The 24,530-nt window shown below is 66.0% G+C and carries 17 protein-coding genes and 2 tRNA genes; 13 read left to right on the forward strand and 6 right to left on the reverse strand.

Translation table 11 applies throughout. From position 1 onward, the window contains the following. Nucleotides 1-51 precede the first annotated feature (51 nt). Genes HG718_RS09520 through HG718_RS09530 form a run of 3 tightly spaced genes read left to right on the forward strand, consistent with a single transcriptional unit; the run spans nucleotide 52 to nucleotide 1,618 of the window. Nucleotides 52-861 (forward strand): response regulator, encoded by an 810-nt coding sequence (locus tag HG718_RS09520; protein WP_160587289.1) that lies wholly within the window; start codon nucleotides 52-54, stop codon nucleotides 859-861. A gap of 36 nt (nucleotides 862-897) precedes the next feature. Continuing rightward, nucleotides 898-1,221 carry a DUF883 family protein gene (locus HG718_RS09525; RefSeq protein ID WP_027840049.1) on the forward strand — a complete coding sequence of 108 codons (324 nt, stop codon included), beginning with the start codon at nucleotides 898-900 and terminating at the stop codon, nucleotides 1,219-1,221. Nucleotides 1,222-1,231: 10 nt separating this feature from the next. Further along, a complete protein-coding gene (locus tag HG718_RS09530) occupies nucleotides 1,232-1,618 on the forward strand; it encodes a hypothetical protein (RefSeq protein WP_027840048.1) in 387 nt (128 codons plus the stop codon). Nucleotides 1,619-1,631: 13 nt separating this feature from the next. On the opposite strand, the gene HG718_RS09535 is transcribed toward HG718_RS09530, so the two are convergent. The 3 genes from HG718_RS09535 to HG718_RS09545 are packed head-to-tail and all read right to left on the reverse strand — an operon-like array spanning nucleotide 1,632 to nucleotide 3,181. Next, on the reverse strand, nucleotides 1,632-2,765 hold the full coding sequence (locus HG718_RS09535; protein ID WP_160587288.1) for an AI-2E family transporter: 1,134 nt from the start codon (nucleotides 2,763-2,765) through the stop codon (nucleotides 1,632-1,634). After that, nucleotides 2,749-2,940, reverse strand: coding sequence for a hypothetical protein (locus tag HG718_RS09540; protein WP_160587287.1), 192 nt, complete (start codon nucleotides 2,938-2,940; stop codon nucleotides 2,749-2,751). The genes HG718_RS09535 and HG718_RS09540 overlap by 17 nt, the downstream gene beginning before the upstream one ends. A gap of 49 nt (nucleotides 2,941-2,989) precedes the next feature. After that, nucleotides 2,990-3,181, reverse strand: coding sequence for a CsbD family protein (locus tag HG718_RS09545; protein WP_160587286.1), 192 nt, complete (start codon nucleotides 3,179-3,181; stop codon nucleotides 2,990-2,992). A 193-nt stretch (nucleotides 3,182-3,374) separates the two neighbouring features. Here HG718_RS09545 and HG718_RS09550 point away from each other — a divergent pair, with 193 nt between their 5' ends. From HG718_RS09550 to HG718_RS09560, 4 genes are all read left to right on the forward strand, one after another. Next, nucleotides 3,375-3,950: a hypothetical protein gene (locus HG718_RS09550; protein ID WP_160587285.1), complete on the forward strand. Its 576-nt coding sequence runs from the start codon at nucleotides 3,375-3,377 to the stop codon at nucleotides 3,948-3,950. Nucleotides 3,951-4,187: 237 nt separating this feature from the next. Further along, nucleotides 4,188-4,364: a DUF1328 family protein gene (locus HG718_RS09555; RefSeq protein ID WP_027840044.1), complete on the forward strand. Its 177-nt coding sequence runs from the start codon at nucleotides 4,188-4,190 to the stop codon at nucleotides 4,362-4,364. Between the two features lie 58 nt (nucleotides 4,365-4,422). Further along, nucleotides 4,423-4,551 (forward strand): hypothetical protein, encoded by a 129-nt coding sequence (locus tag HG718_RS15700; protein WP_280179169.1) that lies wholly within the window; start codon nucleotides 4,423-4,425, stop codon nucleotides 4,549-4,551. 135 nt (nucleotides 4,552-4,686) lie between these two features. After that, nucleotides 4,687-6,906: a VTT domain-containing protein gene (locus tag HG718_RS09560; protein WP_160587284.1), complete on the forward strand. Its 2,220-nt coding sequence runs from the start codon at nucleotides 4,687-4,689 to the stop codon at nucleotides 6,904-6,906. Between the two features lie 48 nt (nucleotides 6,907-6,954). Here HG718_RS09560 and HG718_RS09565 read toward each other — a convergent pair whose 3' ends face one another. Next, nucleotides 6,955-7,917 (reverse strand): LysR family transcriptional regulator, encoded by a 963-nt coding sequence (locus tag HG718_RS09565; RefSeq protein WP_160587283.1) that lies wholly within the window; start codon nucleotides 7,915-7,917, stop codon nucleotides 6,955-6,957. A gap of 286 nt (nucleotides 7,918-8,203) precedes the next feature. On the opposite strand from HG718_RS09565, the gene HG718_RS09570 reads away from it, so the two are divergent. From HG718_RS09570 to HG718_RS09590, 5 genes are all read left to right on the forward strand, one after another. Next, the gene (locus tag HG718_RS09570; protein ID WP_160587282.1) at nucleotides 8,204-9,556 is read left to right on the forward strand and encodes a TolC family protein; all 1,353 of its coding nucleotides are present in this window, start codon (nucleotides 8,204-8,206) and stop codon (nucleotides 9,554-9,556) included. 57 nt (nucleotides 9,557-9,613) lie between these two features. Further along, nucleotides 9,614-17,644: an Ig-like domain-containing protein gene (locus HG718_RS09575; RefSeq protein WP_160587281.1), complete on the forward strand. Its 8,031-nt coding sequence runs from the start codon at nucleotides 9,614-9,616 to the stop codon at nucleotides 17,642-17,644. Then, nucleotides 17,644-19,785: a type I secretion system permease/ATPase gene (locus HG718_RS09580; protein ID WP_160587280.1), complete on the forward strand. Its 2,142-nt coding sequence runs from the start codon at nucleotides 17,644-17,646 to the stop codon at nucleotides 19,783-19,785. Before HG718_RS09575 ends, HG718_RS09580 begins: the two co-directional genes overlap by 1 nt. A gap of 9 nt (nucleotides 19,786-19,794) precedes the next feature. Then, complete coding sequence (locus tag HG718_RS09585) at nucleotides 19,795-21,132, forward strand: HlyD family type I secretion periplasmic adaptor subunit (RefSeq protein WP_160587279.1); 1,338 nt, start codon at nucleotides 19,795-19,797, stop codon at nucleotides 21,130-21,132. A 116-nt stretch (nucleotides 21,133-21,248) separates the two neighbouring features. Then, a complete protein-coding gene (locus tag HG718_RS09590) occupies nucleotides 21,249-22,391 on the forward strand; it encodes a site-2 protease family protein (protein ID WP_160587278.1) in 1,143 nt (380 codons plus the stop codon). Nucleotides 22,392-22,451: 60 nt separating this feature from the next. Here the strand turns inward: HG718_RS09590 and HG718_RS09595 are convergent. Further along, nucleotides 22,452-22,526, reverse strand: a tRNA-Gln gene (locus HG718_RS09595). Between the two features lie 182 nt (nucleotides 22,527-22,708). Here HG718_RS09595 and HG718_RS09600 point away from each other — a divergent pair. Then, a tRNA-Pro gene (locus HG718_RS09600) sits at nucleotides 22,709-22,785 on the forward strand. Between the two features lie 87 nt (nucleotides 22,786-22,872). On the opposite strand, the gene HG718_RS09605 is transcribed toward HG718_RS09600, so the two are convergent. Further along, a complete protein-coding gene (locus HG718_RS09605) occupies nucleotides 22,873-24,285 on the reverse strand; it encodes a sensor histidine kinase (RefSeq protein ID WP_160587277.1) in 1,413 nt (470 codons plus the stop codon). Nucleotides 24,286-24,530: the final 245 nt, after the last annotated feature.

The raw sequence follows: 24,530 nt of genomic DNA on the forward strand, positions 1-24,530 counted from the left end.
TTCGCGGGCCCGGTTTTCCTTCCATCGTTTAACGCTTTCAAGGAATTCCACATGTCTTTGGCTGAGGAAATTGGCCCGCATCTGCCGAGCCTGCGCCGCTATGCCCGAGCCCTGTCCGGCTCGCAGGCCAGCGGCGACACCTATGTACGGGTAATGCTGGAGACACTGGTCACCAACCCGAACCAGTGGGAACAAGCCGGGAACGCCCGGTTTTCGAGCTTCAAGCTGTTCCACGCCGTCTGGAACGCGGTCGGCCAGGATGTGCCCACCGCCGCGCCGGACCACAGCGGCAGGTTCACCATTGCCGATGAGCGGCTGTCGAGCCTTGCAGCGCCGAGCCGCCAGGCCCTGCTGCTGACCGCCATGGAGGGTTTCTCCGATGCGGAAGCCGCCAGGATCATGGGGCTCAGCGAGGCTGACTTCCGCGCGCTGATCAAGGACGCGGACGACGCCATCAAGGCGCTGACCCGGTCGGACGTGATGATCATCGAAGACGAGGCGATCATCGCGCTGGATATTCAGGGTCTGGTTGAGGAGCTCGGCCACAATGTCACCGGCGTTGCCGCGACACGGACCGAGGCGCAGAAGCTGGTGGCGCAGAAGAAGCCCGACATTCTGCTGGCCGACATTCAGCTGGCGGACGGATCGTCCGGCATTGACGCGGCGTCGGACATCCTCGCGGAGCTCGACATTCCGGTGGTGTTCATCACCGCCTTCCCCGAGCGCCTGCTGACCGGCCGCCAGGTGGAACCGACCTTCCTGATCACCAAACCCTTCCAGCCGGCCGCCGTGCGTGCCGCGATCTCGCAGGCGCTGTTCTTCAAGCAGACCGCCCGCCGGCTGACCGCCCCCGCCGCATAAGCCGCGGGGCTGCCACGCCAGCTACAGGAGACAGACATGGCTACCGCCGAGAAGACCGTGAACGACGCCGGCAAGCAGATGGACGCCGTCAAGGCTGACATGGACGCGATCCGCTCCGACCTCAAATCACTGATGGACGACGTGAGTTCGCTGCGCTCCGCTGCAGCCTCGGAAGCCAAGGCCCAGCTTGATGAGCGGATGGCCGACATCTCCGCCCGTGCGGCGAAGGCCCGCAAGGACATGTCCGCTGCTGCATCCGAACAGGCGGACACCGCCCGCAAGGTCGTGCAGGACAACCCGATCGCCTCCGTGGCGGCGGCTTTCGGTCTTGGTCTTCTGGCTGCCCGCCTCCTGAAATAGGGACGACGCCATGCGTGCCGGACCAATCATCGCCTGGATGGCCGCAGGCCTGTTCGGGCTGGGATGCCTCCTTGCCCTCATCTGGGGCGTGGCGGTGTGGTTCGGCACGTGGCTGCCGCCCGTGGCAGTGCCGTTTGCCCTGGCGGGTTTCCTGGCCTTCATGGGGCTGGTGGCAGGTCTCATCGGACAGGCCTATGCGGCGCGCCCGGCACCGGCAGCCGCTGCGGGGGGCATTCCGCTCTCCATGGTGGCGGCCACCCTATCCGGTGCCCCCTCCCCTGCCGAGATCGAAGCCCTGTCCCGTGTCTGCACGACGCGGCCCGTGACCGGCATGGCAACCGCCTTTGCGCTGGGGATCATCCAGGGTCTCGATCTCGATAAACCGCGCCGCAAATAGCGCGGGCGACCCCTTACATTTCATCTCCGGGACGCCGCACGGCGGAGGCCGGGAACACCGGCCTGAGACCGCCCGTGCGCACCATGACATCGGCGAGGGTCTCCCCGTCGTCAAGGATCAGGCTGCGCGCTGTCACCACGCAGGCGACGAGGATAGGCACGGCGAGGAAAGCGCCGGCGAGACCGAGGATCCAGCTCCACAACAGCACGAAGATGAAGATGGCGACCGGGTGCAGCATCAGCACCTTGCCCAGCACCATGGGGGTCACCAGCTCGGACTCGATGAGATTGATCACCACATAGGCGAGGACCGGCATGAGCATGGCCGTCCATGTGTCGAAAGTGACCATGGCGGCACAGCCGATGATGGTGGCAACAATCAGCGGACCCACATAGGGAACGAGCCCCAGCACGGCGGCGATGACGCCCCACAGGAGCGGTGTCGGCATGTCGAGCAGATACATGGCGCCGGCGGTGAGCAGGCCGACCACGAGATTGACCAGCGCCAGGGCACCCATATAGCGCGACATCTGCACCTCGATCTCATCAAGGCTCTCGCGCAGCCTGCGGCCACGGTCACCCATCTTGTCGGTGACAGCAGTGGGCAGGAGGGGCGCTGAGAAGGCCAGCATGAACAGAACGAGGACGAGGGTAACGGCGACCTGAGCAAGGAAGACGCGCGATGTTTCAAAGACCTGCTCGAGCAGCGAGGTCTGCTTGACCCGCACCGGTTCCACCACCGCAGCGCCCGACAGCTCGGTCGCCTTTTCGAGCCGTTCAGCGGTGTTCTGCGCTTCCTCGATGGTATCGCGGATGGGCGTCAGATTGCGTTCGATCTTGGTGATGACATTGGGGATTTCGCCAATCCAGCGGGAGGCCGGTTCATACAGCGTCACCACGAGAATGATCAGCGTTGCGAGAAAGCCCAGGAACACCGCCGCGGCCGCGAGCGGCCGGGGTACATTGAAACGCAGAAGCGCGCGCACCGGCGACCGCAGGACGGACGCCAGGAACGCGGCCATAAGGATGGGAGTGGCGACAGGGGCCGCAACGGCTATGAGCGTGAGCACCGCGCAGAGCAGCAGGCCGCCCAATAGCCAGTTGCGGGTTGTGTCGTGAACTTCCTGCGGCTCAGTGTTTACGGCCATCGGTGAACCTGTCGCGCTCTCGGGCGACATCCACCAGGAAGGCGCCGATCATCCCCAGCACGCCGAGGGCGAGCGCGGCCTGACCGATCCAGGCAAACCCTGCCGTCAGGCCGCCAAGCCCGATGGCTGCGGCTGCGACCGTCAGCGCCAATATCGCTATCACCCAGTAAAGCACGTGCTTCTCCTCTTTCGGCTTTCAGTCGGCCGGCATTCAGTTGGCCCGGTTACGCCAGCCAGTCATTGACTTCCTTCTTCGCGGCATCGCGGGTCTTGCCGTATTTCTTCTGGATGGTGCCGACGAGTTCCTCGAAGCTGCCATCGACGCGGTCGATGTCATCATCGGTGAGCTCGCCCCATTTCTGCTTGGCGCTGCCCTTGAGTTCGTGCCATTTGCCTTTGAGAACGTCGGACGACATCGGCTTCTCCTTCTGTCTCTCTATCTGTTCAAATCTGTGTCGGTTCATGCGCCCTGCGCCGCCCTTTTCTGACGGCGATGCACGGCGCGAGATGACTGGGAAACCGCCAAAATCGCCTTTTGTTCCGGCGGCTTAGGGCATCTGCCCCGACTCACTGCATGGAACCCAGGGCCGCCTGCCGTGTTTGATAGGCATGGCATATGAAGCAGCACACAGGACCGGACTTACCGCCCCATTCGCCGCCCCGGCGCGCGCCCTCACCTTTGCGGGTGTCGTTGCCCTCGGCTTGGGTCTGAGCAGCACCGCGACCGGCGCCGAGGAATTTGACCGCGCGGGCCTGCTGGATGACGGCGCCCACTTCGTCGTGGCGCTGCATGACGCTTTCGAGACCCAGGCGCGCGACTGCGCGGCGGTGGAAAAGACCGAATGCACCTATTACTTCGACACCCGCGCGCGGGACATCCGCAACGGCGCGGAAGCCTACGCCCTGCCCCTGCCGCAGGATGCTTCGGTTAATGCGTTGCCCGATGAGTTTCACGAGACCTATGCGGTGATCACCTCGGAGGCGGCCGACGCCGAGCCCTATCTCACCGCTGAACTGCAGCTCTCCTACGAGGGCTGGGTGATGGCGGGGCTTGCATCTGACACGGGCGAAGCCGAGGCGTGGCACGACCGGTGGGAGCGCTCCTTGTCGGCACTGTCGCCGGACACGCTTGAGGCCGGTGAGCAGCTCGTGTCGTTCAACTATAGCGGCGTGCAGACGCGCTAGACCAAAGGGCTATACAAACAGAAATCCGCACGCGGACATTCTCCGTGTGCGGATTTTTATTTTTCGCTGATTGCCTTACGCACTTTTTTGTCTCCGCGGGAACCTGATATCGGCCTGCGGGTTTAATTGGCAGGCAGCGCAGACGCGCTGTTGGCCATGACGGATGCAGCAGCCCGCCCCACCCAGGGCGGCACGGTTTCAAACACCGGGCGGCGCATCCCCAAAGGAGAGTTAGAGATGCTGTACTGGGCAGTTGTTTTCTTCATCGTCGCGATCATCGCCGCCGTGCTGGGCTTCGGCGGTGTGGCGGGTGCCGCTGCGGGCATCGCCGAGATCCTGTTCTTCGTGTTCCTCGTGCTGCTGGTGATCAGCCTGATCATGCATGTGGTCCGCGGCCGTGCCCCGCGACCGTAACCGGCACGACCTTGCATACGCCTGACGTCACGATCCATCATTCAGAAAGGACATCACAATGAAACGCTTCCTTCTCGTTCTCGGCCTCGTTCTTCCGATCACCGCGCTGGCTGCCTGCGACCAGGACGGCCCGGCCGAGGAAGCCGGCGAGGACATCGATAACGCTGTCGAAGAGCTGCAGAACTAAGCTGCCGCCAGACAATGCCCGCAGCGGCCTCACCCGCCGGGCAGAGACGACACGACAACGGCGGATGCAGACGATGAATGTCGGCATCCGCCGTTTTGCGTTGACGCGATAATTCGCGAACAGGGGACCCAGACAATGGGCACACGCTTCACGGCACCGGACCGGCCTGAGGACATCCACCGATGGGCGCATACGCCCAGGGCGGCGGTGCTGGTGGATGCCGACGGCTATTTCGGCATGCTGGCAAAGATGCTCCCCGAGGCGCGTCACTCCATCAAGATCGTGGGGTGGGATATTGACGGGCGGACGGAACTGACGCCGCAGGACCCGGATAATCCCAATCGCCTGTGTGACGTGCTTCAGTCCATCGCCGACGACAAGCCGGACGTGGACATATCGCTTCTGCAATGGGATTTCGCGCTCATCTATGCGCTGGAGCGGGAATGGCTGCCGTCGCTGCAATTCGACTGGCGCGGGCATCCGGGCATCACGTCCCAGCTGGACGGGCATCTGCCGCCTGGCGCGAGCCACCATGAGAAGATCGTCATCATTGATGACGAGATTGCCTTTGTGGGCGGCATCGACCTCACCACCGGCCGGTGGGATGAAAGCACCCATCCGGCGGATGACGACAGGCGCACGACGCCGGAGGGCGAGCGCTATGCGCCCTGGCATGACGTGCAGATGGTGGTGAGCGGCGACGCGGCCCATGCCATGGCAGAGCTTGTGGACGCGCGCTGGCAGAACGCAATCGGCAAGGGCCCCGCCTTGCGGCCGCGCGAGGACACCGCCGATGACCGCTGGCCCGAGGGCCTGGAGCCGGATTTCGAGGATCTTGAGATCGGGATCGCTCGCACCCGCGCCCCGTTCCGGCATGTGGAGGAGCGGCGCGAGATCGAGCTCTTGCATCTCGATATGATTTCCCAGGCCGAGCGCTACATCTACCTGGAGAACCAGTATTTCACCGCAGACGTGCTGATCGAAGCACTCACGGACCGGATGAAGGACGTGCCGGACCTGGTGCTGATTGCCATCATGCCGCAGACGCTGCCGGGCATGGTGGAGGAGCTGAGCATGAATGCGGGACGCTACCGCGCCATGCAGCATCTCGAAGACGCCGGGCTGGGCGACCGGGTGATGCTGGTGCATCCGATCTCCTGCCCGGAGGATGGCGGCGGCGATATCAATGACGACGACACGGCGCAGATCATGGTGCATGCCAAGGTGCTGATCGTAGACGGCAGGATGCTGCGCGTCGGGTCGGCCAATTTCAACAACCGCGCCCTTGGCCTCGACAGCGAATGCGACCTTACGATCTATGCGGGGGATGAGGACCAGGTAGCACGCGTGGGCGCCATCGCCGCGCGGCTGCTGGGCGAACATCTGGGCGGCGATGAAGACGCGGCCCGCGCGATCTTCGAGGCAGACGACATTCTGCAGGCGCTGGAAGACCGGCGCCTGGGCGACGAGACGCGCAGGCTGGTGAAGAGCGAGCAGCTGGACGCCCATGACACGCCGCTGGCCCATGCCCTGTCGGTGGTGGGTGATCCCGCATCCCCGCCGCCGACGCTCGCCTTTCTGGGTGCCAAGGTGCGGCTGGCCTTCGAGGAACTGGGCGTGCTGCGGCGGGCGGATGATCCCGAGGGGCGGGACAGCCCGGATGCCCGATCCTCCCACGGGGGCAACGAGCTTGCCCTCTCCGGTGCTGCAGCAGCGGTGCGCACGACGCTTGCCGCTGTGGCACTCCTGGTGCTGACGGCGCTCATTGCGCTGACGCCGATCGGGGACTGGACGGGCCTTGAAAGCCTGCCGCGCTGGACGCCCGGCCCGTGGCTGCTCGCCGGGATATCTCTCGTGATGGTGGTGCTGGGCGTCTTTGCCTTCCCACTCGGCGTGATGGTGGCCGTGTGCGGGTTCCTGTTCGGCTGGCAGGGAGGCATCGCTGCGGGGCTTGCAGGCGGTGCAGCGTCGGCGCTTGTGTTCTTCCTTGCCGGGCGGCGGATGAAATCCCGCGTCCTTAAGAATTTCCTCAGCACACGGATGCGGCGCATCGTGCGGCACCTGTCGCGGCGCGGGGCCACGGGGATTGCCGCGCTGCGGGCCGTGCCGGTGGTGCCATTCTCAGTGGTGACGCTTGCGGCGGGCGCTTCGGAGATCAGCCTTTGGCGGTTCCTCGCCGGTACGGCGCTGAGCATGGTGCCGGCCATCTGCGCGCTGGCGGTGATGGGCGACCGGCTGTGGCTGTTCTGGCATGAGCCGGGGCTTGTGCCGGTGCTTCACTTCGCAGCGGCGACCCTGGTGCTGGGTGTGCACCTCACCATCATGTCGCAGCTCACCAAATGGGTGAACGACTGAGCGGTGGCGTGAGGCCCGTGTCAGAAGGCCCGTGTCGGAAGGTCCGTATCAGGCGGTGCCGTCTTCCTCGTCGCCTGCGATAACCTCGAAATTCATCACCCGGGACGCGCTGCGCAGCACAGACAGCATGCGCTCGCGCAGCCACTGATGCCCGCGGTCGCTGTCGGCGGCCAGTGTCCAGGCCAGGTGCAGGTCGATTTCCGGCAGCTCGAACGGTATATCGAGGACCACCAGCTGGCCGTCGATGTTGTGATGGTTGACGAAGCTGCGGCCGGTGACGGCGGCGATGTCCGTCAGGGCGACGAGCTTGTAGATCGATTCCGTGTCGGGAACCGTGCAGGCGCGGCGGCGCTCAACGCCATGCTGCTCGAAATAGCTGTTGATGTACTGGTTCACCGCCGGCAGGTGGGTGGTGAAGACGAATTCCATCTCCTTCAGCTGGTCGATGGTGACCGACCCGGCATTGGCAAGCGGGTGGGTGCGGGAGACGACGAGCGCCATGCGCTCGCGCCAGACCGGTGCTGACCGGATGTCCTCCTCCACCAGGAAGGGTGGCACACAGCCGATGTCGAGCTGCCGGGCCCGCAATGCCTCAATGACCGCACCGCCCTGATGCACGACGAATTCCAGCCGCACATTGGGCGCTTCCTCGCGCACGACACGGGTGAGCGCGGGGATGACCGTGGGGCGGATGATGTCGGCCGCGGCGATTCGGAAGACCCGGTCAGAGGTTGCCGGATCGAAATTGCGGACCGAGGACAGGCCCTGCTCGACGGAATCAAGGGCATGGCCGATGGGGACCGCCAGGGTGATGGCCGCGCGGGTGGGCGCGACGCCCTGCCCCGACCTGTAGAACAGGGTATCTCCGGTGAAATGGCGCAGGCGCTTGAGCGCGCTGCTGACCGCGGGCTGGGACATGCCCAGCTTCTTGGCCGCGCGGCTGATGCTGCGCTCCGCATAGATGGCGTTGAACACCAGCAGGAGATTGAGGTCGAGGTCTCGGAAATTCACGTACGCACCCGGATACAGAGGAGAGGGAAAAGGCGGGAATCAACCGCCAAGTGTAGGCCGCGTGAGGGTGACTGCGAAAGGCGGCCAGCATGGGTGAAGCATAACTCTATTCATCCCATGAATACATATCATAAATACAAGTAATAAATACCCTCCATTGTAATGATTCCCATTGAGAGATGATATTTTGATCGCGTTTGTAAAGTATATTCCATTGGTTTTATTGAATTAATCGTCTGTTTACATTTGAATGCCCGGAGATCAACGACAGTCTCACGAGGCAAAAATGAGCGGCGGCCTTTCCGCATCCCCCCGGCTTATTTCCGAATTTGCCAAGACAAGCGCCCGCTGCACGGGCCTGCTGGCCACCCTCGCCGCCTTTGCGGCGCTGGCGTCGCCGGCCCATGCCATCACCATTGATGAAGCGATGGAGATCGCCATCAGGTCCCATCCGGAGCTGAAGGCTGAGATGCTGGAGGCCGAGGCCGCCGACAGGACGGTGGGCGCGGCGCGCTCCGGCTATTTCCCCTCCATTTCCTTTGACGGCTCGCTCCGCGACGAGCGTACGGAGCGGCCGACCTTCGACCGCACGCTGACGGCACGGGAATATTCCGTGACCGTGACCCAGCCGATCTTCGACGGGCTGGCAACGCCGGCGCGGGTGTCTGAAGCGCGCTCCGACGCGGAGGCGGAAGCCTTCGAGGCAGGCGCCGTGCGCAACGATATTGCCCTTGAAGTGACTGATGCCTTTCTGGGGGCGCTGGAGGCGCGCAAGCGGCTTGAGATCTTCTCCGCGCAGGAAGCCCGCGCGCGGGACATCTTCGACAAGCTGCAGAAGCGCGCCGAAGTGGACCGCGGCCTGCGCTCCATCGTGGTGGTCGGCCGCAGCCAGGTGGAGGAAGCGCGCTTCCTGACCCTGGAAGCCCAGCGCGACGTGACGCTGGCGGACGCGCGTTACAGGGAACTTGTGGGGGATGTGCCGGGCGAGCTGGTGGAACCGGTACCTCCGGTGGAGCTTGTAGGCCTTGATGATGACGCGGCACTGGCGCGCGCTGAAGCCGCTCATCCGGTGCTGGCGGCTGCCCGGGCCCGGGCGGAGGCTGCCGGCGGCAGCAAGCGGGTGACGCGCGCGGCGCTGATGCCGCGCCTGGATGCCGAGCTGCGTGCCCGCAAGGGTGACAATATCGAAGGCATTACCGGCCGCGACAACGACTATTACGCAGGCTTGCGGGTGACCTATCAGTTCGCGACCGGCGGGGCCGCCTTCTATGACCTGAGCGCTGCGAGCTACCGGGAGAAGGCGGCGCTGGCCCGCGTTTATGATGCGGCCCGCGACGTGCGGCTTGAAGTGCTGACGGCGCTTGAGACCTTCCGGTCGCAGTCGGCCACCCATGCGGTGCTGGCCAGCCGCCTGGCGGCAACGTCCGAGCTGGTGCGTGTCTACGACGCGCAATTCGTCTCCGGCCGCCGCGACCTCATCGATCTTTATTTCGTCCTGTCCGAGGAGCGGAGCGCCGCCCGCGCGGAACTTGAAGCACGCTTCGAGCGGCTGCGGTCGGCCTATGCGCTGATGGCCGCGCTTGGCGATCTCGGCCCCTCGGTGACGGCGGCGCCGTCGCTGGACAACGACGACCGCTGACCGGCGTATCCGGACGACCCCAAGAGCGCATCCAGGCGTAGTGTGGAGTAAGGCAACATGAATATCGTCATCAGACTGACCGCAGCAGACGGGTCTTCGGACCTCGTGGTGGTTGAGGCGGGGGAGCGTTTCGTCATCCCGTCAGGCGTGATTGCCGAACTCGTGTCGTTTGAAGGCGCGGACGATGCCCGCGTGGAAAACGGCGACCTGGTGTTGAGCGGGCCGGAAGGACAGATCCGCATCAGCGGATTTGCGCCGGAAGAGCTGGATGCCATTGCCACGACCACGGCAAGCATCGGCGCACCGGGTCTTGATGGTCCGCTGCCGGACGGTTTCCTGCAGCTTCTCAACTGGTCGTCGCTGGATGGCGAGCGGGACGAGGGCGGCGCCAACGGGGCGTCGTTCGGGCCGAATGGCTTCCGCTCCCTGGACACGGGCACCGGGCCTGACTTCGAGAGCGTGTCACGCACAGGCGACGAGGAAGAAGTGGCGGAGGTTTCGCCGCCTGCCATCTTCGGTTACTCGGCGGACACGGGTATTGCCGGTGACCGCCTGACGGCGGACGCAACTCTGACGCTGCGCGGCACAGCAGACCCGCTGGCGCAGGTCGAGATCTTTGACGGCGGCGTGTCGCTTGGGCGGGTGACGGCGAGCGCCACGGGCGTGTGGAGCTTTACCACCGAGGAACTGGCCGACGGTGCGCATGACTTCACCGTGATTGCGACGGATGCCGTGGGGACCGTAAGCGCGGAATCCGACATCTATACCGTCAGCATTGATACGGCGGCACCGGAGAAGCCGGTGATCGCCACCTTCTCCACCGATACGGGCGCGCTGCTGGACGGCATCACGGCCGATGACACGCTGACGCTTACAGGTGCGGCGGAAGCCGGAGCCCGGGTGGATGTGTTTGACGGCGGCGTGCTGCTGGGCAGCGCCACGGCTGACGGAGCCGGCCTGTGGTCGTTCACCACCGCAAGCCTGGGTGACGGGGCACACAGCTTTATCGCCCGGGCAACGGATGCGGCAGGCAATGCCAGCGCTGTCTCAGATCCGCTGGTGGTAAGCATCGACGCCACCGCACCGGCGGCGCCGGTCATTGCCGGCTATTCAGACGACACGGGCGCGGGCGGCGACGGCATCACGTCTGACACGACATTGGTGCTGACCGGCACCGCGGAAGCGGGCGCACGGATCGAGATTTTCGACGGGGCCACCTCGCTTGGCACGGTCACCGCGAATGGTGCCGGGGCGTGGAGCTTTGCGACCGCAGCCCTTGCCGACGGCGCGCACAGCTTCAGCGCGACGGCGACGGATGCGGCAGGCAATGTGAGCGCCGCCTCCCCTGCCCTTGTGGTGACGGTGGACACAGCTGCGCCTGCGGCGCCGGTTATCACGGGCTTTGCCTCTGACACGGGCGTCGGCGGAGACGGCATCACGGCGGACAACACGCTGACCCTGAGCGGTACGGCGGAAGCCGGTGCTGCAATTGAGATTTTCGATGGCGGCGTGTCGCTCGGCACGGTGACGGCGACCGGCGCGGGGGCCTGGAGCTTCACGACGGCGGCGCTGGGCGACGGCGCACACAGCTTCACGGCACAGGCCACCGATGCGGCGGGCAATAGCGGCGTGCTGAGCGGCGCGCTGGCCGTGACGGTGGATACTTCGGCCCCGGCCACGCCGGTGATCACCGGCTGGACCGACGACACGGGTGCCGCGGGCGACGGCATCACCAGTGACAACACGCTCACGTTCACCGGCACGGCGGAAGCAGGCGCGATCATCGAGCTGTTCGACGGCGCGACCTCTCTCGGCACGGTGACCGCCGACGGCACGGGCGCGTGGACCTTCGTGACCGGGGCGCAGGCGGATGGCACGCACAGCTACAGCGTGACCGCGATGGATGTGGCGGGCAACAGCAACGGCATCGCGTCAGCGCCGCTGATCATCAATGTGGACACGTCGGCACCGGCAGCCCCGGTGATCACCGGCTATTCGGATGATACGGGTGCGGCAGGCGACGGCATTACGCGCGACACGACACTGGTGCTGACCGGCACCGCGGAAGCGGGCGCGCGGATCGAGGTATTCGACGGGGCGACGTCGCTCGGCACGGCGACGGCGACCGGCGCCGGGACATGGAGCTTCACCACGGCGGCCCTGACGGACGGGGCGCACAGCTTTACCGCCGTGGCCACAGATGCGGCAGGCGGCACCGGACCTGCGTCCGCTGCCCTTGCGGTGACGGTGGACAGCGCGGCGCCGGCGGCACCCATCATCACCTCCATCAGTGATGATGCAGGCGTTGTGTCGGGTGCGACGAATGACACGACGCTGACCCTGGCGGGGACAGCGGAGGCCGGGGCGACCATCACCATCCTGCGCGGCGGGCTGGCGATCACCACGACGACAGCGGACGGCGCGGGCAACTGGAGCGTGACGACGCCAGCCAACCCGGATGGCGTCTTTACCTTCACGGCGCAGGCACAGGATGCGGCCGGCAATAGCAGCACCCCTTCCGCCGGCGTGGCCGTGCAGATCGACACGGCGGCCCCCGGCACGCCTGTGATCACCGGCTATTCAGCCGATACGGGCGTGAGCAATTCGGATGACCTGACCAATGATCGCCAGCTCCTGCTGAGCGGCACCGCGGAAGCGGGCGCGACGGTGGTTATCTATGCCAATGGGGCGGAGATCGGGACTGCCTTTGCCGGCGGCGGGGCGTGGAGTTTCTCGACGCCGGTGTTGGCGGACGGGGACTACACCTTCACCGTGATGGCGCGGGACAGTGCAGGCAATGAGAGCGGCGTCTCCGCCGGGCTCGACGTGACGGTGGACGGCACGGCCCCTGCGGCGCCGGTGATTACCGGTTATGCGGACGATACGGGCTCATCGGACTTCCGCACCTCGGACAACACGCTCGTCTTCTCAGGCACCGCGGAAGCGGGCGCGACGGTGAATGTCTATCTCGGCGCCAGCCTAGTCGCGACGGGCGTGGCTGACGGCGCGGGCAACTGGACGACGGCAGCCAGCGGCGTGATCGCTGACGGGTTCCACACCTTCTTCGCGCGGGCAACGGATGCGGCGGGCAATCAGAGCATGCCTTCCGGCGGCTTCGTCGTGCAGGTGGACACGGTTCCGCCGCCGGCCCCGGCCATCACGGGCTATACGAATGACAACGGGCTTGATGCCAATGACGGCATCAGTTCGTTCAACTGGACGACATTGTCCGGCACGGCTGTGCCCGGGACGCGCTCGGTCATCATCTATCAGGATGGTGTCGAAGTGGCGACGGCACTGGTGAATGCGGGCGTGTGGCAGGTGACCGTGACCGGCATTGCCGAAGGCGCGCATGTGTTCACCGCGACGGGCGTGGATTTCACCGGCAATGAGGGGGCGGCCAGCGCGGGCGTGACCTTCACCGTGGACCGTACGCCCCCTGCCGTGCCGACGATTACCGCCATTGCGGATGACACGGGCGTTGCGGGCGACTTCCGCACCAATGACACGGACATCACCCTCTCAGGTACGGCGGAAGCCAATGCGCTGGTGACAGTGCGTGTCGGGGCGACGGTGCTGGGCACCGCGCAGGCCGATGGCGCGGGCAACTGGAGCTTTGCGACAGGCGTGCTGGCGGAGGGCGCGCATGTGTTCACCGTCAAGGCGACGGATGCGGCGGGCCTTGAGAGCAGCTATTCCGGTTCGCAGATCATCGTGATTGATACGACGGCACCGGCCGCACCGGTGATCACCGGCTTCAGTGACAATTCGGGCTCGACCGGCGATACCATCACCAATGACACGACGCCGACCCTGAGCGGCACGGCGGTGGCGGGCGCCTCTGTCGAGATCTTCCGCGACGGGGTGTCCGTCGGGACAACCACCGCCGATGGCAGCGGCGACTGGAGCTTCACCTCAGCAGCGCTCGGCTCCGGCAGCTACGTTTTTACGGCCCGGGCCACCGACAATGTGGGGAACACAGGCGCTGCATCGTCGGGCTACACGATCACGGTCGATACGGTGCCGACAGCAGCTCCTGTCATCACGGGCTTCACGCCGGATACCGGGACCAATGGCGACGGGATCACGCGCTTCGGGAATGTGACCCTGTCGGGCACCAATGCCGCGGATGCGCGCGAGATCATCATCTACGACAATGGCGCGGAAATCGGCCGGGTGACGCCGGTCGGCACGGCCTGGTCATTTGCCGCCAACGGGCTGAGCGAGAGCGCGCATTCCTTCACGGCAGTGGCCGTGGATGCGGCGGGCAATGAAAGCGCTGCATCTGCGACCTTCGGCGTGACCGTGGATGCGACGGCCCCGGCCGCCCCCGTGATTACGGGGTATGCAGACGATACGGGCTCGTCGGACTTCCGCACCTCCGACAACACGCTGGTTTTCTCCGGCACCGCGGAAGCAGGCGCGACGGTGAATGTCTATCTCGGTGCGACAATCGTCGCGACGGGCGTGGCAGACGGCGTGGGCAACTGGACGACGGCTGCCAGCGGCGTGATCGCGGACGGGTACCACACCTTCTTTGCGCGGGCGACGGATGCGGCAGGCAACCAGGGCATGTCTTCAGGCGGCTTTGTGGTGCAGGTCGATACGGTTCCGCCGCCAGCTCCGGCCATCACGGGCTACACGAATGACAACGGGCTGGACCCCAATGACGGGATCAGCACGCAGACCTGGACGACCCTGTCCGGCACGGCTGTGGCCGGGACACGGTCGGTCATCATCTATCAGGACGGTGTCGAGGTCGCGACGGCGCTGGTGAATGCGGGCGTGTGGCAGGTGACCGTGACCGGCATTCCCGAGGGCGCGCATGTGTTCACGGCGACCGGCCTTGATTTCACCGGCAATGAGAGCGTGCCGTCCGCGGGCATCAATTTCACTGTGGACCTGACGGCGCCAGCCGTTCCGGTGATCACGGCGATTACGGATGACACGGGCATTGCGGGTGACTTCCGCACCAGTGACACCGAGATCACCCTTTCGGGCACCGCAGAAGCCAATGCGCAGGTGACCGTGCGCGACGGGGTGACCGTGCTGGGGACCGTGCAGGCCGATGGCGCCGGCAATTGGAGCTTCGTCACGGGTGTTCTGACCGAAGGGGTGCACAGCATCACCGTTCGGGCAACGGATGCCGCGGGGCGCACAAGCCCCTACTCGTCCGCGCAGAACGTGGTGATCGACACCACGGCGCCCGCAGCGCCGGTCATTACTGGGTTTTCGGATGACAGCGGGGTTCTGGGTGACGGCGTCACCAATGATGACACCCCCACCCTTTCAGGCACGGGGCCTGCTAACACCTCCATCGAGATCTTCCAGGACGGTGTGTCGGTGGGCACGACCACGTCGGACGGGACGGGCAGTTGGAGCTTCACTTCGGCGGCGCTGGGGGAAGCGACCTACAGCTTCACCGCGCGGGCGACAGACGGTGTGGGCAATGTGAGCGGGCCGTCGGCGGCGCTCGACATCACCATCGATCTTGGTCCGCCGCCCGCCACCGCGACGCCGTCCATTACCGGCTACAGCACCGACACGGGTGCGGGCGGCGACGGCATCACGAGCGACACCACGCTGACCTTTACCGGGACGGCGGTGGCCAATGCCTCGGTGGAAATATTCGACGGAGCGACGTCCCTCGGCACGGTGACGGCAACGGGCGCAGGCACCTGGACGTTCACCACCGGCGTGCTCAGCGAGACGGCGCACAGCTTTACCGTTGTTGCGACAGCTGCGGGGTTCAGTGCCAGCGCCGCATCAGCGCCGCTGGCCGTAACCGTGGACGCTACCGCACCGGGGGCCGCCACCATTACCGGCTTCTCGGACAACACCGGCCTTCTGTCCTATGCAACGTCCGACAACACGGTCACCCTCACGGGCACGGCGGAGGCCAACAGCACGGTCCGCATCCTGAATGGTGGCGGGCTGATGGACACGGTGACGGCGGACGGCACCGGGGCGTGGACCTACACCACGAACCCTCTGGCGGACGGATTTTATTATTTCGGCGTTCAGGCTGTTGATGCCGCCGGCAATGTCGGCAGCGCCTCAAGCGTGACCGCGGTTCAGGTGGATACCACCGCCCCGGCGGCTCCGGTCGTTGTCGATTTCAGTTCCGACACCGGCGTCCAGAATGACGGCATCACCCGGTCCAACCAGATTCAGGTTTCCGGTACCGCTCAGGGCGGGACGCGTCAGGTCATCATCTATGACAATGGCGTCGAGATCGGCACGACCAATATCGGTGGCACGAACTGGTCCTTCCAGACAAATGTCCTGTCGGAAGGGACGCACAGTTTCACTGCCGTTGCCGTCGACGGCGCGGGCAACCAGGGCGCCCTGTCAACAGCCCTGCCTGTCACGATTGATCTGACACCGCCGGCAGCGCCGAGCATTACAGGCTTTACCGATACGGGCATTTCCAACGGGCAGACCTCCGATGTGCGGCCGACCTTCACCGGCACGGCGGAGGCGGGCGTTACCGTGCGGCTGTTCCGCGGGGCCACGGAGATTGCCTCCACCGTGGCAGATGGCTCCGGCAACTGGTCGACCACACCGACTTCGGACCTGCCTGAAGGGTTCTACAGCGTGACGGCCCGTGCCTATGACGCGGCGGACAACGGCAGCGCGCCGGACCAGATCACGGTGTGGATCGATACGACGCCGCCCGAGGCTCCGGTGGTGTCCGGCTTCACGACGAATACCGGCAATGGCGCGGACAACATTACCTCCGACACCACCCCCACCTTCACCGGCACCCGCCCCGGCGGCACGCTGATAGAGGTTTTTGACGGGGCGACGCTGATCGGTACGGTGCCGATGACCGGAACGTCATGGTCGTTCACGTCTGCACCGCTGGCTGACGGCACACACTTGCTGAGTTTCGTGGCAGTGGACGGTGCGGGCAACCGCAGCGCTGCGACCAATTTCAGCATCACCATCGATAACACGCCGCCGGTGACCACCATCACGGGCCTTGATACGGACCCGGGCGTGCAGGACGGCATCACCGGCGATACAACACCCACCATCACCGGCACGTCCGAGCCGCTGGGCACTGTCAACATCTACCGTGATGGCGCCTTTGTGCAGACGGTTCTGGCGGACGGGTCCGGCAACTGGCAGTTCACCGATGGGGCACTGGCCACGGGCACCTACAGCTACACCGCCAGAAGCACGGATGCTGCCGGGAACACCGGAGCCACATCCGGGGCCTTCGTGGTAGGGATCGCCGACGCGCCGGAGGTGGGGCCGGCTCCCGCCCGGCTGGACTACACGGTGGGGGATGAGCCGGGCGCGCTGCACAACTTCGTTGAACTGACCGACAATGTGGGGACGGGCTTTTCAGGGGCGACGATTCGAATCCTCGACGGCATTGCCGGGGACGTTCTGAGCATCACGGATATGGGCGGGTTCACCGGCAGCTGGGACCCGAACACCTACACGATTACCATCACCGGCAATGGCTCGCTGGCGGATCTCCAGGCGATGATCCGCAGCACCACCTATCACTCGACCTCCAATGACCCCGGGGTTGGCGGAACGGATGGATCACGGCAGGCCCATATCACGGTCTTCCAGGACGGCACCGATATCCCGTCCGATCCTCTTCTAGCGCAGGTGGCGGTATTTGGTGTGAGTGGTTTTGTCCATATCGGGGACGACAGTACCGAGCAGATTGTGCTGACCACCACGGACATCGGCCGCATTGTCGGCGGCAACGGGCCGGCGACGTCCATCGATGTGATCGACTTCCAGGGATTCAGCAATCTCACGCTCGACTTCACCACTGTGGCGCCCAATGCGGTGCGGGAGATCGAGCGGATCGACCTGGTGAACGGCACCAACAATCTGGTGCTGACGGCGCAGGATGTGCTGGAGATGTCCAATAATGTCGTCTCCGGCCAGACGCGGCTGGCGGTGCTGGCGGACAGCGACAACAGCGTGACGACTGCGGATGCCGGCTGGGTCGCAGCGGGCCAGACCAACTATCTGTCGCAGGACTACAACGTGTTCAACAACGGCAACGCGCAGTTGCTGTTGCATGTGAGCGCTGATGCGTCCGGCATTGTGGCCTGATGCCGGGAGGTGCGGGCGACAGCTATCTGCCGGCGCTGAAGGCGGTTCTGCGGGTCTTCGGCAAGAGTGCCGATGTGTCCGCCATGCTGGCGGGCCTGCCGCTGCGCGGCGGTGAGCTGACGGCTGACTACCTGGCCGAGGCAGCAGAGCGGGCGGATGTGTCCGCTGCCGCCTATGACGGCACTATTGCGGCCATCACCCGGACGCAGCTGCCGATGATCGTGTCCGCTGTGGATTACGGCCCTGTCGCGCTTCTGACGCGGCATGCCAATGGCTTTACGGCGGCGCGCGGGCCGGACGAGACCTTCTGGCTGCCGGATGACACGATTGATGCGGCGGCGCCGATGTTCCGCCTCGCGCCGGCCTATTACTTTGACCAGCGCAGTGAGCTTCTGGACCTTGAGCGACCGCATCAGTGGTTTCGCGGGTCGCTGTTCGCCAACAGGGCGCTTTATGGCTACGCGATCCTGGCGGGGCTGTTCGTCAATCTGGCGGCGATCGCCATCTCGCTGTTCACCATGGCGGTCTATGACCGGGTGATCCCCAACAATGCCCTGTCGAGCCTGGTGGCGCTGCTGATCGGGATTATCGTCATTGTGCTGACGGATGCGGGGATGCGCATGGTGCGCGGCTACCTGGTGGATGCGGCGGGGCGGCGCTTCGACGTATCGGTGGGGGCGCGCATCTTCCGGCAGCTTCTGGCGATGCGCGGGGCGACGCGGCCGCAGAGCGCCGGCACACTGGCCAACAGCGTGCGCGACTTTGAAACGGTGCGGGAGTTTTTCACCTCCGCGACGCTGGTGACGCTGGGGGACGTGCCGTTCGTGCTGCTGTTTCTCGGCATCATCTTCTGGATCGGCGGGTGGCTGGTGCTGGTGCCGCTTGCGGCCATCTGCGTGCTGGTGGGGGCCGGGCTGCTGCTGCAGACGCCCATTCACACAGCGGTTGCGCAGGCGCACCGGGAGGCCGCGCATAAATCCGCCTTCCTGCATGAGGCGATGGCGGGGATCGACACCATCAAGGCGGTGAATGCGCAGGCCTGGGCGCGGCGGCACTGGGAAGCGATCATTGCGCGTAATGCGGAGACGAGCCTTGTCTCGCGCCAGTGGACGAGCTTTTCGGGATCGCTGTCCTCGGCGGTGATGAATTTTGTGACCATCGGCACGGTGGCGCTGGGGGCGGTGCTGGTGGCGGAGGGGCTGATTACGTCCGGCGCGCTGATTGCCGCCGTCATCCTGGCGGGGCGGACGATCCAGCCTTTCGTGCAGGTGGCGGGGCTGATGGCGCGCTGGCAGCAAACGCGGCTGGCGGTGGAAAGCCTCGACGTTTTCATGACAGCGCCGGGCGAGGAAAAGTCCGGCCAGCTGCAGCATGTGGCCGCGAAGGGGGCATTGTCCTTCCGCAACGTCACCTTCTCCTATCCGCCGGCGGCCGACGACGTGCCGCCGCAGACAGCGCTGGAAGGCGTGAGCTTCGAGATCGAGGCGGGCAGCTGCGTGGCCATTCTGGGCCGCGTCGGCTCGGGCAAGTCCACCGCGCTGCGGCTGGCGCTCAATCTCGATGAGCCGCAATCGGGCCATGTGCTGCTGGACGGGGTCGATGTGCGGCAATACCACCCGGCGGCCCTGCGCGCGGCCATCGGCTATGCGGGCCAGGAGGCGGTGCTGTTTCACGGCACGATCCGCGACAACATTCTGGCGGCGCGGCCGGGAGTGTCTGATGCGGAGTTGCTGGCGGCGGCCCGCACGGCCGGGCTTGATGATCTTCTGTCGCGCTCGGTGACTGGATTGCAGACACCGGTTGGGGAGCGGGGTGGGCGGCTGTCCGGCGGGGAAAGGCAAGCGGTGTCACTGGCCCGCGCGCTGGCCGGGCAGCCGCCTGTGCTCCTGCTCGATGAGCCGACCTCGGCCATGGACAACACGACCGAACAGCGGGTGATTGCCGGGCTGGCGGAGGCGCGCCGGGGGCTGACCACGCTGATCGTCACGCACAAGCCGGCCCTGCTGCCGCTGGCCTCGCGCATCATCGTGCTTGACCAGGGCAAGGTTGCGATGGACGGGCCGCGGGACGCGGTGCTGGCGCGACTGACGGGCAAGCCGCCGCAGCAGGCGCTGAATGTCGTGACGCAGACAGCGCATTAGGACCGCCGCATGAGCCAGACCGAGACCTCTCGCCTCCCCTCCCTGATGAACCCGGGCGCAGCCCTGCTGGACCCGGTGCGCGGGCCGGCACAGGCCGTAACGGCGCTGCTGGTGGCGGCGGCGGGGCTGCTTGTGTTCCTGCTCGTGTGGGCGGCCTTGGCGCGGCTCGACATTACAGCCTCCGGCCAGGGCAGCGTGGTGCCGTCATCGCAGATCCAGCTGGTGCAGAACCTTGAAGGCGGCATCCTGCAGGCGATCCTGGTGCGCGAGGGGGACCGCGTGGCACGGGGCGACGTAGTGGCGCATATCGATGATACGGGCATTGCCTCGTCCTATCGCGAGGACCTCTCCACCTTCCGCTCCCTGCAGGCGAGCGTGGCACGGCTGACGGCGGAGGCGGAGGGGGCTGCCCTCGCCTTTCCGCCCGATCTGGCAGCGGCCGATGACGGGCCGGCGCTGATTGCGGCGGAGACCGCGTTTTACGCAAGCCGGGCGCAGGAGCTGCAGGACACGATCACGGTGCTGGAGCGCCAAAGCGAGCAGGCACGCGCCGGCCGCGAGGACGCGCAGGAGCGCATCCGCTTTCTGGACAGCAAGCGGCGCTCGGCGGTGTCGGAGCTGGTGCTTGTGCGCAAGCAGGTGGACCAGGGGCTTATTTCCGTGGTCGAACAATTGCAGCTTGAGCGGCTGATTGCGGATACGGATGAAAAACTGAGCGGGGCGCGCGGCGACATCACCCGGTTTACCATCGAGATAGAGGAACTGGCCTCACGCATTGCCGAGCAGCGGTCGATCTTCGTGGCCGAGGCGCGCGAGCAACTGGCGATGCGGCAGGCGGAGCTGGCGGCGCTGCGCGAGCGGCTGGTAGCCCATCGCGACCGGGTGGGCCGCCGGGACGTGCGGGCACCGGCCAATGGCATCGTCAAGCGCGTGGCGACACTGACGCCTGGGGCTGTGATCGAGCCGGGGGGCACGATCATGGAAATCGTGCCGGTGGATGACGCGCTGTCCATCGAGGTGCGCATCGCGCCTGCGGACATTGCCTTCATCCAGCCGGGCCAGGAGGCCAAGGTGCGGCTGACGGCCTATGATTTCTCCGTCTATGGCGCCCTGCCCGGCCGGGTGGAGCGCGTGGGCGCGGACACGATCACCACCCGCGATGACGAGCGCTACTTTCCGGTGACCGTGCGGGTGGACGAGACGGCCCTGCAGGACCGCCAGGCCGACCTGCCGATCATCCCCGGCATGGTGGCGGATGTGAGCGTGGTGACCGGGGAGCGGACGATCCTCGACTACATCCTGAAGCCCGTGCTGAAGCTCCAGGAGCGGGCGCTGCAGGAGCGCTGATGGGCATCCCTGTCGGCCATGGCGGCACGACCGCATGACACATGGTGTTTGCCGCGTGTTCGGGGCTAGGCTTCCCTGTCGGGCGCCGTGCGCCGGAGAAGAGGGATCGTGACCTGATGTTCGGCAAGAACCTCACGCTGGGCCGTATTCTCGGCATCGAGATCCGCATCAATGTCAGCTGGCTGTTCATTGCCATGCTGCTGTCCTGGGCGCTGGCGCGCGGCTATTTTCCCGCCGTCCACGAGGGATTGCAGCAGATCGACTACTGGTCGATGGGCATCGTGGCGGTTGTCGGGCTGTTCCTGTCGATCCTGCTGCACGAGCTGGCGCATTCGGTGGTGGCCAAGGCGTTCGGCCAGGACATCAAGAGCATCACCCTGTGGATGCTGGGCGGCATGGCGGAGATGCGGGATGAGCCGCCGAGCCCACGGGCGGAGTTCCTGATGGCGATCGCGGGGCCGGCGGCGAGCTTCGTGCTGGCCGGGCTGTTTCATGCCCTTGGTGCGGCGCTGGGAGGGGACGGGTCGATGGCGCTGGCGGGCATCGTGGCGGTCTATCTGGGCAAGCTCAATCTGATCCTGGCGATCTTCAACCTGGTGCCGGCCTTTCCGCTGGATGGCGGCCGGGTGGCGCGCGCGGCGCTGTGGGCGTGGACGGGTGATTTCACCCGCGCAACGGCGACAGCGGCGCGGATGGGCTCGCTGTTCGGGCTCGGGCTTATCCTGCTGGGGGTGTTCGCGCTGCTGGCGGGCGGGGATCTGAGCGGGCTGTGGCTGGTCATCCTGGGCCTGTTCATCCGCTTCGCCGCCGACGCGTCACAGGCGCGGGCGGAGACGCAGCACGCGCTGGAGGGCGAGCCGCTCCGCCGGGTGATGGTGCCCGACCCGGTCGTGGTGGCGCCCGGCCTCACCGTCGCTGAGCTGATCGACGGGTATATCTACAGGCACGCTTTCGAGTTCTTTCCTGTGGTGGAGGCCGGACGGCTTGTGGGCAGCGTCAGCCTGCACGAGGTCCGCACAGTGCCGCCCCACGCGCGGGAGACGACGCGGGTGGCGGACATCCTGCGCCCGATGACCCGGGACTGCGTGATCGCCGCCGACGCTTCCGCCGCAGAGGCGCTGGCGCACATGCAGGGCACAAAGCGGACGCTGCTGATGGTGGTGGACGGCCCGCGCCTTGTGGGCGTCATCGCCCTGCGTGACATCATGCGGCTGGTGTCGCTGAAATCGGTCCTGGCCGGGACGGCGCACGGGGACTGACGGCGCCTGCTTTCTCCGCAGACGGACAGGTGGACCAGCGCGTGGATTGTTCAGGACATCTGGCTGGGGCGGCAGGATTCGAACCTGCGAATGGCGGCACCAAAAGCCGCTGCCTTACCACTTGGCGACGCCCCAGCAGGCGGTGGACGGGTGAGTGTCCCGCTGCCGCGAGAGCGGGAACATAAAGAGGTCGGACCGGCTTCGCAACGGCGGGAATCGCCCCCCGCGAGCAGGGTTTGAAAAGCTGTCACAAAACCCCACTTTCGGGGTTGCGGCGGGGGGCTGGCACCCGCTATAACCCCGCCTCCGCGCGGTTTCGGAGTGTAGCGCAGCCTGGTAGCGCACCTCGTTCGGGACGAGGGGGTCGCAAGTTCGAATCTTGCCACTCCGACCACCGCGGGCCTTTCCCGACATTTTTGAGACTTCCCTGCCCGATCCGGACGGACCGGGCGCGCCGGTGCGATGCGCGGAAAAGCCGCCCTCAGGCCGGCAGGGCGCTGGGGGTGTCGTGGCCGAAGGTGAGGGCTGCGACGTCGGCGCGGGCGGCGGGCAGCGCGATGGCGACGGCTGTGCCGGCGCCGGGGCGGCTGTCGAGGGTGAAGTCGCCATCCATCAATTCGGTCAGCGACTTGGCCAGCGGCAGGCCGAGGCCTGTGCCGTCCTGGTTGCGGGTCAGGGCGTTGGCGACCTGGCCGAAGGGCGCGAGCACACGCTCGATATCTTCCTCGGCGATGCCGACGCCGCTGTCGCGCACGCGGATGCACCAGTTGTCGTTGGTGCGGGTGACCTCCAGCGCCACCTCCCCGCCCTTGCCGGTGAACTTCACCGCGTTGGACAGGAGATTGAGCAGGATCTGCCGCAGGGCGCGCGGGTCAGCCATCACGGCGGCATCGACCGGCACGTCCGGGGTCAGCAGGCGCAACTCCTTGCGGCTGGCCTGCGGGGCAATCATGGACGCGCACTCGCCCAGCAGCGGCTTGAGCTGCACGGGTTCGAGGAACACCTCGAACTTGTTGGCCTCGATCTTCGACAGGTCGAGAATGTCGTTCACCAGGTTGAGCAGGAAGGTGCCGCTCGAATGGATGTGCTCGGCATATTCGCCATAGCGGTCATCGCCCAGGTTCCCGAAGATGCGGTGCTCCATCAGTTCGGAAAAGCCGATGATGGCGTTGAGCGGCGTACGCAGCTCGTGGCTCATATTGGCGAGGAACTGGCTCTTGGCGCGGTTGGCGCTGTCGGCCTGGCGGGCGGCGCGCTCGGCGTTGCGTGTGGCGTCCCTCAACAAGGCCTGCTGTCGCTCCAGCCGCATCATGGCCCGGTTGCGGCGCAGCTCGCTGGCGCCGCGCTGGCGAATCTGCCGCATGCGGACCACGAAGATCAGGAGCGCAAGCCCGGCGCTCAGCACGTAGTGGATCGCGTAATGCACCTGCTCCGCATAGGGAACACCGGGGGCGGCCAGCATATAGGTGACGGCACCCACGCCGATGAGAATGGTGCCCGCCATGGCAAAGCCCGAATGGCTGACGAGGCCGGCGGCGATGATGACCAGCGACATGGTGGTGGTGAGGCTCGGATCCGGCAGGATGACCGAGTGCAACACCGTGTTGATGGCGAGGATGGCGATGAGCCCCGTCTCCGCCGCGCGGGTGGAGGCGGGCGTGGCCGTGATGTCGTCGAGCCGCGCCCGCATGGCGAAGCAGGCCGCCGCGGAGGCGAAGGCGATGGCTGCGAGCAGCGGCCAGACATCTTCCGGCAGGGAAACCGGGCGGATCAGCGTCAGGGTGGCATAGAGCATGCCCGCGCCCATCGTGAGATAGCGCAGTGCCTGGCGGCCCTGTTCATGCTTCAGGCGCTCAATGGCCGGTGACAGCCTGCGGCGCCGGTAGATGGTCATGTATCTGATCCTGCCGGTTTGACGGCGGATCATCCCAGCCCGGCGTTAAGAAGCGGTAAGACGCGACGATAGAAGGCGACGCGCGGGGATCCTTACCCGATGGCAACAGCGCGCAACCGGCGGGCTTCTCCGGATTCCCATAACTTTCTTATGGCTATTTGATGCAGATCAACGCCAAAAGTGACGCCGGCGTCATGATTTCTCTCAGGTTGCGGATATCCCGGTGGATATCCAGAGAAACCGGG

The sequence above is a fragment of the Pyruvatibacter mobilis genome (assembly GCF_012848855.1).
GTDB lineage: Bacteria > Pseudomonadota > Alphaproteobacteria > CGMCC-115125 > CGMCC-115125 > Pyruvatibacter > Pyruvatibacter mobilis.